The organism is Ruegeria sp. HKCCD7628 (genome assembly GCF_057221005.1).
Genome location: NZ_JBWVBA010000004.1, coordinates 264,299 through 277,074, shown reverse-complemented (window position 1 = coordinate 277,074; position 12,776 = coordinate 264,299). Strand labels below are relative to the sequence as shown.

Annotated in this window: 16 protein-coding genes; 9 read left to right on the top strand and 7 right to left on the bottom strand. The window is 58.5% G+C overall.

What is annotated here, in order from left to right:
* Nucleotides 1-97 precede the first annotated feature (97 nt).
* The 3 genes from AC2TAD_RS11905 to AC2TAD_RS11895 all read right to left on the bottom strand — a co-directional run bounded on the left by AC2TAD_RS11905 (nucleotide 98) and on the right by AC2TAD_RS11895 (nucleotide 3,307).
* Nucleotides 98-1,174 carry a DUF389 domain-containing protein gene (locus AC2TAD_RS11905; RefSeq protein ID WP_170753394.1) on the bottom strand — a complete coding sequence of 359 codons (1,077 nt, stop codon included), beginning with the start codon at nucleotides 1,172-1,174 and terminating at the stop codon, nucleotides 98-100.
* A gap of 131 nt (nucleotides 1,175-1,305) precedes the next feature.
* Nucleotides 1,306-2,226 (bottom strand): manganese-dependent inorganic pyrophosphatase, encoded by a 921-nt coding sequence (locus AC2TAD_RS11900; protein WP_170756422.1) that lies wholly within the window; start codon nucleotides 2,224-2,226, stop codon nucleotides 1,306-1,308.
* Nucleotides 2,227-2,326: 100 nt separating this feature from the next.
* Nucleotides 2,327-3,307, bottom strand: coding sequence for a TraB/GumN family protein (locus AC2TAD_RS11895; protein WP_480867871.1), 981 nt, complete (start codon nucleotides 3,305-3,307; stop codon nucleotides 2,327-2,329).
* A 137-nt stretch (nucleotides 3,308-3,444) separates the two neighbouring features.
* Between AC2TAD_RS11895 and AC2TAD_RS11890 the strand changes: the two genes are divergently transcribed.
* The 6 genes from AC2TAD_RS11890 (at nucleotide 3,445) to AC2TAD_RS11865 (ending at nucleotide 9,244) form a co-directional block, all read left to right on the top strand.
* Nucleotides 3,445-4,119 (top strand): DUF2161 domain-containing phosphodiesterase, encoded by a 675-nt coding sequence (locus AC2TAD_RS11890; RefSeq protein WP_480867869.1) that lies wholly within the window; start codon nucleotides 3,445-3,447, stop codon nucleotides 4,117-4,119.
* Nucleotides 4,120-4,271: 152 nt separating this feature from the next.
* On the top strand, nucleotides 4,272-4,559 hold the full coding sequence (gene groES / locus AC2TAD_RS11885; protein ID WP_170352338.1) for a co-chaperone GroES: 288 nt from the start codon (nucleotides 4,272-4,274) through the stop codon (nucleotides 4,557-4,559).
* Nucleotides 4,560-4,616: 57 nt separating this feature from the next.
* Nucleotides 4,617-6,257 (top strand): chaperonin GroEL, encoded by a 1,641-nt coding sequence (groL, locus tag AC2TAD_RS11880; protein ID WP_480549186.1) that lies wholly within the window; start codon nucleotides 4,617-4,619, stop codon nucleotides 6,255-6,257.
* 184 nt (nucleotides 6,258-6,441) lie between these two features.
* Nucleotides 6,442-7,284 (top strand): DMT family transporter, encoded by an 843-nt coding sequence (locus AC2TAD_RS11875; protein ID WP_480867867.1) that lies wholly within the window; start codon nucleotides 6,442-6,444, stop codon nucleotides 7,282-7,284.
* A 38-nt stretch (nucleotides 7,285-7,322) separates the two neighbouring features.
* Nucleotides 7,323-8,096, top strand: a complete 774-nt coding sequence (locus AC2TAD_RS11870) for an alpha/beta fold hydrolase (protein WP_480867865.1) — start codon at nucleotides 7,323-7,325, stop codon at nucleotides 8,094-8,096.
* Nucleotides 8,093-9,244, top strand: a complete 1,152-nt coding sequence (locus AC2TAD_RS11865) for an alpha-D-ribose 1-methylphosphonate 5-triphosphate diphosphatase (RefSeq protein ID WP_480867863.1) — start codon at nucleotides 8,093-8,095, stop codon at nucleotides 9,242-9,244. The genes AC2TAD_RS11870 and AC2TAD_RS11865 overlap by 4 nt, the downstream gene beginning before the upstream one ends.
* A 60-nt stretch (nucleotides 9,245-9,304) precedes the next feature.
* On the opposite strand, the gene AC2TAD_RS11860 is transcribed toward AC2TAD_RS11865, so the two are convergent.
* From AC2TAD_RS11860 to AC2TAD_RS11845, 4 genes are all read right to left on the bottom strand, one after another.
* Nucleotides 9,305-10,372, bottom strand: a complete 1,068-nt coding sequence (locus tag AC2TAD_RS11860; protein WP_480867862.1) for a 5-(carboxyamino)imidazole ribonucleotide synthase — start codon at nucleotides 10,370-10,372, stop codon at nucleotides 9,305-9,307.
* A 3-nt stretch (nucleotides 10,373-10,375) separates the two neighbouring features.
* Nucleotides 10,376-11,131, bottom strand: a complete 756-nt coding sequence (locus AC2TAD_RS11855) for an NAD(P)-binding domain-containing protein (protein ID WP_480867861.1) — start codon at nucleotides 11,129-11,131, stop codon at nucleotides 10,376-10,378.
* On the bottom strand, nucleotides 11,128-11,613 hold the full coding sequence (gene purE, locus AC2TAD_RS11850; RefSeq protein ID WP_170352345.1) for a 5-(carboxyamino)imidazole ribonucleotide mutase: 486 nt from the start codon (nucleotides 11,611-11,613) through the stop codon (nucleotides 11,128-11,130). Before purE ends, AC2TAD_RS11855 begins: the two co-directional genes overlap by 4 nt.
* A 65-nt stretch (nucleotides 11,614-11,678) precedes the next feature.
* Nucleotides 11,679-11,903, bottom strand: coding sequence for a YdcH family protein (locus AC2TAD_RS11845; protein WP_170352346.1), 225 nt, complete (start codon nucleotides 11,901-11,903; stop codon nucleotides 11,679-11,681).
* Between AC2TAD_RS11845 and AC2TAD_RS11840 the strand changes: the two genes are divergently transcribed.
* The 3 genes from AC2TAD_RS11840 to AC2TAD_RS11830 are packed head-to-tail and all read left to right on the top strand — an operon-like array spanning nucleotide 11,902 to nucleotide 12,710.
* Nucleotides 11,902-12,048, top strand: a complete 147-nt coding sequence (locus tag AC2TAD_RS11840; RefSeq protein WP_170352347.1) for a hypothetical protein — start codon at nucleotides 11,902-11,904, stop codon at nucleotides 12,046-12,048. The two genes, AC2TAD_RS11845 and AC2TAD_RS11840, sit on opposite strands and share 2 nt — an antisense overlap.
* 18 nt (nucleotides 12,049-12,066) lie before the next feature.
* A complete protein-coding gene (locus tag AC2TAD_RS11835; protein ID WP_058280036.1) occupies nucleotides 12,067-12,480 on the top strand; it encodes an Hsp20 family protein in 414 nt (137 codons plus the stop codon).
* Between the two features lie 5 nt (nucleotides 12,481-12,485).
* Nucleotides 12,486-12,710, top strand: coding sequence for a DUF1150 family protein (locus AC2TAD_RS11830; protein ID WP_170352348.1), 225 nt, complete (start codon nucleotides 12,486-12,488; stop codon nucleotides 12,708-12,710).
* The last annotated feature ends 66 nt before the right edge of the window (nucleotides 12,711-12,776 follow it).

Genomic DNA, 12,776 nt, shown 5'->3' with positions numbered 1-12,776 from the left:
CCCGAGGGTCTGGAGTCGAAGTTGTGCCAGCTATGTCAAAGCTTCGGTCTTTTGACCATCCCAGCTGCAAATTTTCTGAATGAATAGCCGTATGCGATCAGTTGTCTTCACTGATTTCCTCGACGTCTGGTGCCTGTTGAACGTTTTCAGTGCCTAGAATGACCTGGGCACCGATCCTGTTCTGAAAGCGAACGACAACCAGATAACCCGGCCCCAACTCGTTGCGCAGCACGTCGACTAGGGGGTTCTCGCGCAGGCTTTCCGGCAGGAGGCCTGCGATTGAAGACACCTTGAACGCGGCTTCAATTGGCAGGTCAACGATCAGCCAGATATCGGCTTGCTTGCGTTGAGCGTTGACGTCGACGCGAATAATCTCGACCGAGACTGGGTCAGCCCAATCGCGAATTGTCTGCGCCAATTGCGCTTCGGTCCGGGTTTCCAGATAGCGGTTATATGTCGACTTGCCCAATTGAATGACAACGAAGGTCAAGAACGCCAAGGTCACAACGACGCTGGCAGTAAAGTTCAGCTTGCGACGCCCCTTGCTGAAAACCACCGAACGAGCAGCGTACACGATGTAGACCGCGCAAGCCGATAGGATGATCGCCCCAAGGTTTGTTGCGAACAGCAAGCCGGCCTCATAAGCTTCAGCCGCTTCTTCAAAATACATCAATACCCCCGAGGCGGATAACGGGGGCACCAAAGACACGCCGATCGCAGCACCTGGCAGCAGGCTAACTTCTGATCGATTTATCTGCACATACGCTCCGGCGACGCCAGCCGCCAAGGCAACGATCAGATCTTCAGTTCCGGGATCGGTACGCGCCAGAACCTGATCTGGGATCAGAATTCCGCGGGGAACATCGGCGATATAGACAAGAAACCAGGCCAGAAAGACGCAGATAACTGCCGCCCCGCTTACAATCAGGGCAAGCTTAAACGCACGTCCCAGCCACCCCATGACCATCGAGGCAGCTATCCCCAGTATCGGTGTCATCAACGGTGCGACCAACATGGCGGCAATCACCACTGCGCCTGAATCGCGAAGCATCCCCATGGTCGCGATCACCACCGACAATGTCAAAAGCATCGCAAATCTGCGCCAGTAGGCCGCTCGGTCATGCCCTTCGAACCGAAGGATATCCCTGGTGGTGCTGAATTTTCGTTTACTCATTCCTGCGACCAAGACCCAAGCAAGACTATCCGCACCAGACTATCAACGGATACGCTCTATGCAAAATCTTGTGTCTTAACGAAAAAAAGGCGCCCCGATACAGGCGCCTTTTGTTTGTGGTGCTACGAAGATCACACTTTGAGGTTGGGGATGATCTGCTTTTTCCGGCTCATGATTCCGGGCAGAACCACGGCGTCGCCGTTTACTGACGCACCAAAGCTCTTCTCGGCCACGCCCTTCACAAGGTCATTGGGCACAAGCAGAGTGGCTTCTTCGTTGAGGATGTCGACGACAAACAGCAATACCTGATCAACGCCGTCTTCCTTGGCTACGTCCACCATTGACGCGGCTAGGCTGGCTTTGCGGTCCAGAACGACGCCCGGAGCGGTGGTTTCTAGGACCGAGACGCGGAACTTGGTGCCGTCGACTTCGTATTCCTTGCTGTCCATGCGGATTAGTTCGGCGTCCGAGAACGAGGATACGTCCGATTTTGCCGCGAACATGTCAGCGGCATAGGCCGAGACGTCCAGACCCAGCTCAGCCGCCAGTTTCTCGGCCACTGCGCGGTCATGCGCGGTGGTGGTAGGCGAGCGGAACTCCAGAGTGTCCGACAGGATGCAGGTCAACGCTGCGCCTTTGACGGCGTCGGGCATTTTGGCCGCGTCGTCGCCCATCAGGTCAACCATGATAGTCGCGGTGCAGGCCAGCGGGCGCACGGTGATGTCGATGGGGCCTTTGGTTTCCAGACCGCCAACCAGTTTGTGGTGGTCGATGATGGCGCGAATGTCGGCGCTGTTGACGCTGGCAGGCAGTTCGGCGGGGTTGTTGGTATCAACGATGACAACTGGCGCGTCCGCGTCTACGTCTGCGATGATGCGCGGCTTGGGCAGGTCCCAGCGCTGCAGCATAAAGGCGGCCTCGGTGTTGGGTTCACCTAGCAGCACGGGTTCGGCCTGTTCGCCTTTGACTTCGTTCAGGTACCAAGACCACAGGATCGGAGAGCCGGTGGAATCGGTGTCGGGGGATTTGTGTCCAAATACGAGGGTTGTCATGTCTGCGTCCTGAGGAAGGTAAATTTGCGCGCCTTATAGGGCGGTCTGACGCGCTTGTCACCCGCCCCTGCGTAAACTGCGACGAAGGGTAAATTTTTCCTTAGAACGGCGCGCGTTCCAAGGTGTAGCCAGCTTGTTGCAATTGGTTCAGAAGGCCGAATTCGTCAGCAAGATGCCCCGCGCCAACGGCGATGACTGCTGTTTGGTCCTGAATATTCAGAATATGCTGCATCCAGTTGTTGTTGCGCCCGACGAGCAGCTGATCTTCAAAGCTGCCCCATTCCTCGTCAAAGACATCTTGTGACAGGCCCGAAGTCTCAAGCCCCTGTAGGCGAGCAAAGTGAAGAATCTCGCCATGTTTTTCCTCGATATAGGCGTTGACCATTGTAGCGAGCTGATCTTCGCTGCTTTCAAAGGCGCTGGCCATTCGCACCAGGGACTGAACCTGTTTTTCCAGCGGATGTTCATTGAACATCGCCATCAGGTCTTCGATTTCTTCCAGTGAGTACTGAGGTTTTCCGAGTTCGACAGCCAGATCAGTCAGGCGTGCATCCATGCCATAGCTGGCATCTTCGTCCTGGGTCATACATGGCGGGACACCCAACATCATGCTCAGGAACCACGGGCGCATTTTGGCGGCCATCCAGCCGGGGATGCCTCGATCGGCCAATCCGGTGGACAGGGCGGCCCAGTCTTCTTCAGACATCAGGTCAATCAAGGTTGGGCCCGAAGTTATCAGAACAGGGCTGAGGTCTTGGGCAAGCTGTTGCTCGAATCCGTCCATCTTGTCCTTGGTAACTTCGAAATAGAACGCGTCCGCGTCGGACAGGGCAGGGGCCAGACGTTCCATAACGGCATCCATGCGTGGATCATTCGTGTGCAGTGTTCCGATCATGTGCAGCACTGTATCGCCTTTGGTCGCGATCCAGTGGTTGCCTTCAGAAAACGGGGTGCCGCTTACCGCCTGATCAAGCTGCGCCCGCATGTCAGCAGAAAGATCCGGCCGAAGGTCTCGCCCTTCGCAGGCCGCATAGGCTGCCAAAGGAAAAAACAAAAAAGCAACAAAGAACAAGAAACGCATCAGGATCATCCCGTATTAACTCGGTACGTATATGTGGCGCGACCTTGCCTTGGCCAAGTGTTGGGTTCAAGCAAGTTGACCAATTGTCGGCGTTTTCTGTGTCTGGCATTCCACAATAAATCACTTAGCATGGCGCCATGGACCGTGAGCAGGATCTCTATCCCCCCATAAAAGCGCTGTTGGAGCGTCAGGGTTATACCGTCAAGGGTGAAGTGGGCGCGGCCGATATCGTGGCTGTGCGCGCAGGTGATGAGCCTGTTATTGTCGAGCTGAAACTGCGGTTTACTCTGGCCTTGTTTCATCAGGCGGTGGCGCGTTTAAAAGTTACGGATCAGGTCTATCTGGGCGTGTGCAAGCCTACCGGGCGCAGTGCGCGTCGGGCACTGAAGGATAATCTGGCCATGTGTCGACGTTTGGGGCTGGGCTTGATCACCGTTCGCGCGGATGGGGCAGTCGAGGTGCAGTGTGATCCGGGTCCTTATGCCCCGCGCAGGAACAAAGCCAAAGCGGCGCGACTGCTGCGCGAGTTTGATCGGTTGGAGGGTGACCCAAATGCAGGCGGGGCTACGCGGCATGGGATTGTCACTGCCTATCGTCAGGATGCGCTGAAATGTGCCGCTCATCTGGTGGAATGCGGAGCGACCAAAGGAGCCGAGGTTGCCAAGGCAACGGGTGTGACCACCGCCACCCGCCTAATGCGAGAGAACCATTACGGCTGGTTTGAAAAGGTCGACAAGGGTGTTTACGCCCTGACCGATGCCGGACAAGAGGGTCTGAAACACTGGGCTTACAGTTGGGATCAGCCCAAATAGGGGCCGCGGTTCAAAAAATCCTTCACGGCTTGTTGACTCGGGGAATTGCACCCCCTAGCTATGCGTCGTTATCACTCGACAAGCATGAGTGCTAACGCCCCGCCATCCGGCGAGGGGAGGATTAACAACTTTGAGCCCAAGGAGCTGCAAAGATGGCATTGAAACCGCTTCATGACCGCGTGCTGGTTCGCCGTACCGAAAGCGAAGAAAAAACCGCAGGCGGCCTGATCATTCCTGACAGCGCAAAAGAAAAGCCCAGCGAAGGCGAAGTCGTCGCAACCGGCGAAGGCGCACGCAAGGACAGCGGCGAGCTGATCGCAATGGCTGTGAAAGCTGGCGACAAGATCCTGTTCGGCAAATGGTCGGGCACCGAGGTTCAGGTCGACGGCGAAGAGCTGCTGATGATGAAAGAAAGCGACATCATGGGGATCATCGAGTAAGGCCCTCGCGCTTCACTCTGATCTTCATCTACAACTAATTTCTCAAGGAGAAACGACATGGCTGCAAAGGACGTCAAGTTCGACACCGATGCCCGTAACCGGATGCTGGCAGGCGTAAACATCCTGGCCGACGCGGTTAAAGTGACCCTGGGCCCCAAAGGCCGCAACGTGGTTCTGGATAAATCCTTCGGCGCACCGCGCATCACCAAAGACGGTGTTTCGGTTGCTAAGGAAATCGAACTGGAAGACAAGTTCGAAAACATGGGCGCGCAGATGGTGAAAGAAGTCGCCAGCCGCACCAATGACGAAGCCGGTGACGGCACCACCACCGCAACCGTTCTGGCCCAAGCCATCGTGCGCGAAGGTCTCAAGCAGGTTGCTGCTGGCCTGAACCCTATGGACCTGAAGCGCGGCATCGACCTGGCGACCGCCAAGGTTGTTGAAGGCATCAAAGACGCCTCGCGCGAAGTCAAAGACTCGGCAGAAGTTGCTCAGGTTGGCACCATCTCGGCCAACGGCGAAGCCGAAATCGGCCAGCAGATCGCAGACGCGATGCAGAAGGTTGGCAACGAAGGCGTTATCACCGTCGAAGAAAACAAAGGTCTGGAAACCGAGACCGATGTTGTCGAGGGTATGCAGTTCGACCGTGGCTACCTGTCGCCTTACTTCGTCACCAACGCAGACAAGATGATCGCAGAACTCGACGACTGCATGATCCTGCTGCACGAAAAGAAACTGTCCTCGCTGCAGCCGATGGTTCCGCTGCTGGAGCAGGTGATCCAATCGCAGAAGCCGCTGCTGATCATTGCCGAAGACGTTGAAGGCGAAGCGCTGGCAACTCTGGTTGTCAACAAACTGCGCGGCGGCCTGAAAATTGCTGCTGTCAAAGCACCGGGCTTCGGCGATCGTCGCAAAGCCATGCTGCAGGACATCGCAATCCTGACCGGCGGTCAGGTCATCAGCGAAGATCTGGGCATGAAGCTCGAGTCCGTCACCATGGACATGCTGGGCACCGCCAAGAAAATCGAAATCACCAAAGACGAAACCACCATCGTCGACGGTGCAGGCGAAAAAGCCGAGATCGAAGCACGTGTTGCTCAGATCCGCACTCAGATCGAAGAAACCTCGTCGGACTACGACCGTGAGAAGTTGCAAGAGCGCGTTGCCAAACTGGCAGGCGGTGTTGCTGTTATCCGTGTCGGCGGCATGACCGAAGTGGAAGTGAAAGAGCGTAAAGACCGTGTGGACGATGCTCTGAACGCGACCCGCGCTGCTGTGCAGGAAGGCGTTGTTGTAGGCGGTGGTGTTGCTCTGGTTCAGGCCGGTAAAGCACTGGAAGCTCTGGAAGGTGCAAACGCTGACCAGAACGCAGGCATCAACATCGTTCGTAAGGCAATCGAAGCGCCGCTGCGCCAGATCGCTGAAAACGCAGGCGTTGACGGTGCAGTTGTTGCTGGCAAAGTCCGCGAAAGCGGCGACGCCGCGTTCGGCTTCAACGCGCAGACCGAAGAATATGGCGACATGTTCTCGTTCGGCGTGATTGACCCGGCCAAAGTTGTCCGTACTGCACTGGAAGATGCAGCATCGGTTGCTGGCCTGCTGGTCACTACCGAAGCAATGGTTGCCGACAAGCCCCAGAAAGACGCACCCGCTGCAGGCGGCATGCCCGACATGGGCGGCATGGGCGGCATGATGTAAGCACGTCAAATTCGCCCCGGCGAATTTTGACGAGCCCGACAGGCGCTTGGCCAAAAGGCCAAGCTGCCGGAAGGGAAGCCGCAGAGCTTAGGAACGGGGTCGCCTTTGGGCGGCCCCGTTTCGTTTCAATCCTCGCGCCAGATTGTGAATGTGCAAACGGCCCTAAACCCATTATGCGGTTGTTATGAAACTGTTCCTGTTGACGGCCCTAACCATGGTTGCCTTTGCGGCCAACTCGATTCTCAACCGGCTTGCCATCGACAGCGGGGCAAGCGATCCGGCCGGATTTGCCACTGTGCGCGTACTGGCCGGGGCGTTTGTTCTGGCCGCGCTTGTTTTCCTCAAAGGGGGAAATCTGCCGCTTCGGAATATGCGGCGGATCGCAGGGGCAGGGTCATTGTCATTATACATGATCGGGTTTTCGATTGCCTATCTGACGCTGGATGCGGGATTGGGCGCGTTGATCCTGTTTGGTGTCGTGCAGATCACGATGTTTGCCGTGACCTCTGTTACCGGGGCCCTGCCTACCGTGCGCCAGATCGCTGGCGCGGTGATCGCGCTGGCAGGATTGGCCTGGGTGCTTTGGCCCACAGATCAGGTGCACGTCAGTCCGGTTGGCGCGACGCTGATGACAGCCGCCGGGATCGGGTGGGCGATCTATTCGCTGGTTGGTCGGTCCGAGCCGGATGCTCTGGCCGGGACTGCGGCGAATTTCGTGGTCGCTCTGCCCGTGACGGCGTTAGCCTTGCTGACCGTCGGGGGCGATTGGCAGATGACTGGCTCGGGATATGTGCTGGCGGCTGTGTCGGGCGGTGTCACCTCGGGGATGGGCTATGCGCTGTGGTACCGCGTATTGCCGCAACTGGCCCCGACCACGGCGGCGGTGGTGCAGTTGAGCGTGCCGATCATTGCCATTTTGGGCGGTGCGGTTCTGTTGGGTGAGGTCGCCAGCTTGCGCCTGATCTTTGGTGCGGCACTTGTGCTGGGCGGTATCGCGCTGGCTGTTCTGCGCCTGAAACCGCGCTAGGGGTTTCATCACTCGCGCTTAGGGCTTATCTGGCCGCTATGAGAGTTCTGCTGACCTTAATTCTGTTCCTTCTGCCGGTTGCGGCCCAAGCGAAATGCGTAGTGCTTTTGCACGGGCTTGCACGGACCGAGGCGTCTTTTACCGTAATGGATCAGCTGTTCAAGGCGCATGGTTATACGGTTGTGCGACCGGGCTACCCCTCGACCGACTTGCCAATCCCGGACCTTGCGAACCAGACCCTGCCGGATGCGTTCGCGGCCTGTGGCGAGGATACGGTCAACGTGGTGGCCCATTCGATGGGCGGCATCCTGCTGCGCTATTGGCTGCAGGACAACATACCCGAAAATCTGGGCCGCGTGGTCATGCTGGGCCCGCCCAACCAGGGCAGCCAATTGGTGGACGAACTTAGCGCCTATGAGGTGTTCGGCATGTTGAACGGCCCCGCCGGCCTTGCGTTGGGCACCGGCCCCGAGGGCCTTCCGCGCATGTTGCCGCCGGTGGATTTTGAATTGGGCGTGATTGCGGGCAAAGACACACTGAACCCACTGTTTTCCTCGATGATTGATGGGCCGGATGACGGCAAGGTTTCGGTCGAAAGCACCAAGGTCGCGGGCATGAAGGACCATATCGTCCTGCCAGTGACCCACACTTTTATGATGAATAACCCGCGCGTCATGGCACAGGCGCTGCACTTCATCGAATTCGGTCAATTTGATCCTCAGATCACGTGGCTGGACGGGGTGCAGGATATCATCGACGAGATCTGCATCGGGCAGGATTGCTCCGAGCCCGAGTCGGAGCGTTCCGAATGAGCACATTGAACCTGACCCTGACCGGCGCAGAGGTTCTGCTTCCGGAGGATGGCCTGATCCCGACCGACCTGTTCTTGGCGGACGGTGTGATACAGGCGGATGCCACCGGGCGCCCTATTGATCTGTCCGGCTATCTGGTGCTGCCGGGCATCATCGACCTGCACGGCGACGGGTTCGAACGCCACATCGCCCCGCGCCGGGGTGCGATGAAACAGATGGACGAAGGCATCCTCTCGGTCGAGGCCGAACTGGCCGCCAACGGCATTACCACCGCCGTTCTGGCGCAGTTCTACAGTTGGGAGGGCGGCGTGCGCGGCCCAGCATTCGCTGGTCAGGTGTTTGATGCGATTGCCTCGGTTAAAGGCCGTGTGGTGACCGACCTGGTTCCCCAACTTCGGTTTGAGACGCATATGCTGAACGACTACGCCGGTCTGCCCGAAAAGATCGCCGCTTGGCAGGTGCCCTATGTGGTGTTCAATGACCACCTGCCGCATGACCGTCTGGCCGAAGGGCGCAAGCCACCGCGCTTGACCGGACAGGCGCTGAAAGCCGGGCGCAACCCGGACAAACATTTTGAGATGCTGCTCTCCATGCATGCCCGTTGCGGTGACGTTCCAGCGGCGCTGGATCAGCTGTGCGCGACATTGGCGGGGCAGGGGGTGCGCATGGGCAGCCATGATGACGCCACCGCCGAAACCCGGGCAGACTGGCGCGCACGCGGGGCGCAAATCTCGGAATTCCCCGAAACGCTCGACGCGGCTGAGGCCGCGCATACCGCAGGCGACCACATCATTCTGGGCTCGCCCAATGTGGTGCGCGGCGGATCGCACAAGGGCAATGTCAGCGCGCTGGACCTGATCACGATGGGACTGTGCGACGCGCTGGCCTCGGACTACCACTACCCAAGCCCGCGCCGCGCGGCGCTGATGCTGGCCAAATCGGGCCTGTTGGATATGGTCGGGGCCTGGGCGATGGTTTCTTCGGGGCCCGCGAAGGTGCTGGGCCTGACCGACCGGGGCACGCTGGCCCCCGGAAAACGCGCCGACCTGACCATTCTGGACAAAAACACCCACCGGGTCGCCGCAACAATGGCCAGGGGTCGGATCAGCTATATGACCGGGGATATCGCGGCCCGGTTCTTCAACTGATCCGCGCTTCATCTGGCTAAAAATACCTCCGCCGGAGGCATCGCGCGCCAGCGCGATTTCTCAGCGGACGATACGGTTGAAATGCCCCATCTTCCGGCCTGCCTTAACCTCGGCCTTGCCATAAAGATGCAGTGCCACGTCTCGTTCCTGCGCCAGCTCAGGCACACGGGTCATGTCGTTACCGATCAGGTTCTCCATCACCACATCCGAATGCCGCTGACCGTCGCCCAAAGGCCACCCGGCCACCGCGCGGATATGCTGCTCGAACTGATCCACCGCGCAGCCATTCTGCGTCCAGTGGCCCGAATTATGCACGCGCGGCGCGATCTCATTCACGATCAGGCCCTGCGGCGTCACGAACAGCTCAACCCCCATCACGCCCACATAGTCCAGTGCGTTCAGGATATTGGCTGCCAACAGCACCGCATCCGTGCGTTGCGCCGGGCGCAGGCGAGCGGGCACCGTCGTCGTGTGCAGGATGCCATCGCGATGCACATTCTCGCCGGGGTCAAAGCAGGCGACCTGCCCATCCAACCCGCGCGCCGCGATGATCGAGACTTCGTGGCTGAACTCCACAAACCCTTCCAGGATCGCAGGGGCGCCCGCCATATCGGCCAAGGCGGTCTCGGCATCCCCGGGTGCGCGCAGCCGGGCTTGCCCTTTGCCATCATACCCAAAGCGGCGGGTTTTCAGGATTGCAGGCGTGTCGATCTGATCAATCGCGGCCTTCAGGCTGTCGAGATCGGTGATATCTGCAAAAGGCGCGGTCTGCAGGCCCAGCCCTTGCAGAAAATTCTTTTCGGTCAGGCGATCCTGACTAACCCGCAGCGCCTCGCGCCCCGGACGGATCGGACGGTGGGATTCCAGCAGGTCCAGCGCCTCGGTCGGGATGTTTTCGAATTCATAGGTGATGACATCGACGGATTCGGCAAAAGCGCGCAGGGCGTCGGCATCGTCATAGGCCGCCGTGGTCACCCGGTCGGCCACCTGACCGGCGGGCGGGTTGGCACCGGGTTCAAAGATATGGGTCACAAACCCCAGTCGAGCCGCCGCGACGGACAGCATCCGCCCCAGCTGTCCACCACCGAGGATGCCAATCGTGTTGCCTGGTGCAAGCATGTCGGTCATTGTTCAGGTCTCCAACCGTTTGCCGATTGCCGTCAGGGCGTCGCGCAGCGCCTTGTGGGCCTTGTCCGTTTGCAATGCCTGCGTCATCTGCAAGCTCAGAGTTCCCTCTGTTGCCAGCGCATCGCGTTCTGCAGCAAGCCGACCCGCCCGATCCTTTTCCGTGGACGCAAGAAATCCTGCTATCAACTGGGTCGTATAGAACTCGGCTCCGTCAGCGTCACCAGTCTGTTCGGCTAGCCATTTCGAGCCGGTTGCCAACAAGTCCAGAACACCGGGAACCATCGCGCAGATCGCAAAATGGGCATTTAGCGAGGCTTCATTTGCGACTTTAACAACCGAGTTCTCGGGTGAGACCAGATTGGCCAACAACTGATCATTTCCAAAAGCTGCCATGGGGCAGCCGCCGTTTTCTAAAAAGCCCAGAGGGATTGTTTGCACGAAATCCTCCGCCGGAGTGCAAAGCGATCTGAGGTCCGTTTCGGACACCGCCGCCATAACCGATACGATCCGATGATCGGGGCGAAAGCTCAGAGGTTCGAGCACATCAAGCGCGGCTTGAGGCCGAAGGCACAGAAACAAGATGTCCGATTGGTCGATCACTGATTGCGGGTCGCCGACGGTTGCGTTGATGTCGGCCTTTAGCGCGGCTGAGACAGTGGTATTACGCTCAGTCACATAAATATCATGCCCCTTGCGTGCCAGCAGCCGTGCAATCGGCGCTGCTATATGGCCAGTTCCAATGAACCCGACGCGGCTCATCCTTGCGGTTCTTCCGGGATCGAGGCTGACAGGGCATCGCGCCACGCGTCCAAACGGCCCGCCAAGGCGTCGTCCTGCAGTGCCAGAATACCGGCTGCCATCAGGCCCGCATTGGCTCCACCGGCGGCGCCAATCGCCATGGTTGCCACCGGAAACCCTTTGGGCATCTGGACGATGGAATAAAGCGAATCGACGCCCGACAGCGCCCGCGTCTGCACCGGAACACCGATCACGGGCACGCGGGTTTTCGAGGCCATCATGCCAGGCAGATGTGCTGCCCCTCCGGCACCGGCGATGATCACATGCAGACCACGCGATACGGCGGTCTTGCCATAGTCCCACAACCGGTCCGGGGTGCGGTGGGCGGACACGATGCGCTTTTCATAGGCTATGCCCAATTCGTCCAGAATATTGGCGGCTTCTTTCATCGTGGGCCAGTCCGACTGGCTGCCCATGATGATCCCCACTTTCACGTCGCTCATCCGCTTATGTCCCTGCCTTCTGAGAGAGCGCGCACTATAGCCAAATCCGCATTCGAGGCAATGTGTCAGGCGATGATATCGGGGGTCAGGCGGTCTTCGATCAGACGGATGATGTCTTTCAGCCGCAATTTCTGCTTTTTCAAACGCTTGATGGTCAGTTGGTCGGCCGTACCGGTGCCTTGAAGTGCCTCAATCGCTTCGTCCAGATCACGGTGCTGGCGGCGAAAAACCTCCAGCTCGACCCGCAGAACGTCATCAGTTTTCATCGAAAGATCGGTGGGGGCGTTCATGGTCGACTCAGTGGTTATTGTGGTGCTTGTCACACAAGATAGTGTGTCAGGGTTTATCCTGCCAGACCTTGTGGACATCTGGCTACATTCCCATATTCTATTCTACGCGGTTGCCAGAACGGGGCCGCACCACACGTCGCTTTGACAATAAAGGACGAAATACGTGTCTAAACTTACCTTGGGCTCATACCCGCATCTTTTGGGGTTCGAGCAACTGGAACGCCTTTTGGAACGGTCTGCAAAGGCCGGAAATGAAGGATATCCGCCCTACAATATCGAACAGACCTCGGACTTTTCGTATCGGATCACGCTGGCCGTGGCCGGGTTCGCCGAGCAGGATTTGTCGATCACCATCGAGGATCGCCAACTGGTGATCCGGGGCCGTCAACGCGACGACAGCGAGGGGCGCATATTCCTGCATCGCGGCATCGCGGCGCGTCAATTCCAGCGCATGTTCGTGCTGGCCGACGGGGTTGAGGTGGGCGAGGCGATCATGGAAAATGGTCTGCTGCATGTGGATCTGACCCGCGCTGTGCCAGAAACCGTGGTGCAAACGATCAACATAAGAAAGGGGTAAGAGCAATGAATACACCGATTGAACTGAACGCCGAGGGCGACCGGATCGTCTATGTCAAAACGGTTGAAGTCGCCGATTTGCCAGAAGAAATGCGCGAGCAGGCAGGCGATCTGGATCAGATATATGCCGTCCATGATTCGGATGGGCAACGGCTGGCTTTGGTCGCCGACCGTAAGCTGGCCTTCAACCTCGCGCGCGAGCATGACTTCTCGCCGGTGGCCGTGCACTGACACGGCCCTTTGGGCGTTTTCCTCGTGACATCCGACGCTGACCGGGCGAGATATGCCTTGTAAAGC

Bases quoted from the DNA above. Each gene is read 5' to 3' on its own strand.
- AC2TAD_RS11900 (WP_170756422.1), bottom strand. From the start codon at position 2,226: ATGACAACCCTCGTATTTGGACACAAATCCCCCGACACCGATTCCACC.
- AC2TAD_RS11905 (WP_170753394.1), bottom strand. From the start codon at position 1,174: ATGAGTAAACGAAAATTCAGCACCACCAGGGATATCCTTCGGTTCGAA.
- AC2TAD_RS11855 (WP_480867861.1), bottom strand. From the start codon at position 11,131: ATGAGCCGCGTCGGGTTCATTGGAACTGGCCATATAGCAGCGCCGATT.
- AC2TAD_RS11875 (WP_480867867.1), top strand. From the start codon at position 6,442: ATGAAACTGTTCCTGTTGACGGCCCTAACCATGGTTGCCTTTGCGGCC.
- groL (WP_480549186.1), top strand. From the start codon at position 4,617: ATGGCTGCAAAGGACGTCAAGTTCGACACCGATGCCCGTAACCGGATG.
- AC2TAD_RS11860 (WP_480867862.1), bottom strand. From the start codon at position 10,372: ATGACCGACATGCTTGCACCAGGCAACACGATTGGCATCCTCGGTGGT.
- AC2TAD_RS11895 (WP_480867871.1), bottom strand. From the start codon at position 3,307: ATGCGTTTCTTGTTCTTTGTTGCTTTTTTGTTTTTTCCTTTGGCAGCC.
- AC2TAD_RS11830 (WP_170352348.1), top strand. From the start codon at position 12,486: ATGAATACACCGATTGAACTGAACGCCGAGGGCGACCGGATCGTCTAT.
- AC2TAD_RS11840 (WP_170352347.1), top strand. From the start codon at position 11,902: ATGGTCGACTCAGTGGTTATTGTGGTGCTTGTCACACAAGATAGTGTG.
- groES (WP_170352338.1), top strand. From the start codon at position 4,272: ATGGCATTGAAACCGCTTCATGACCGCGTGCTGGTTCGCCGTACCGAA.
- AC2TAD_RS11890 (WP_480867869.1), top strand. From the start codon at position 3,445: ATGGACCGTGAGCAGGATCTCTATCCCCCCATAAAAGCGCTGTTGGAG.
- AC2TAD_RS11845 (WP_170352346.1), bottom strand. From the start codon at position 11,903: ATGAACGCCCCCACCGATCTTTCGATGAAAACTGATGACGTTCTGCGG.
- AC2TAD_RS11870 (WP_480867865.1), top strand. From the start codon at position 7,323: ATGAGAGTTCTGCTGACCTTAATTCTGTTCCTTCTGCCGGTTGCGGCC.
- purE (WP_170352345.1), bottom strand. From the start codon at position 11,613: ATGAGCGACGTGAAAGTGGGGATCATCATGGGCAGCCAGTCGGACTGG.
- AC2TAD_RS11865 (WP_480867863.1), top strand. From the start codon at position 8,093: ATGAGCACATTGAACCTGACCCTGACCGGCGCAGAGGTTCTGCTTCCG.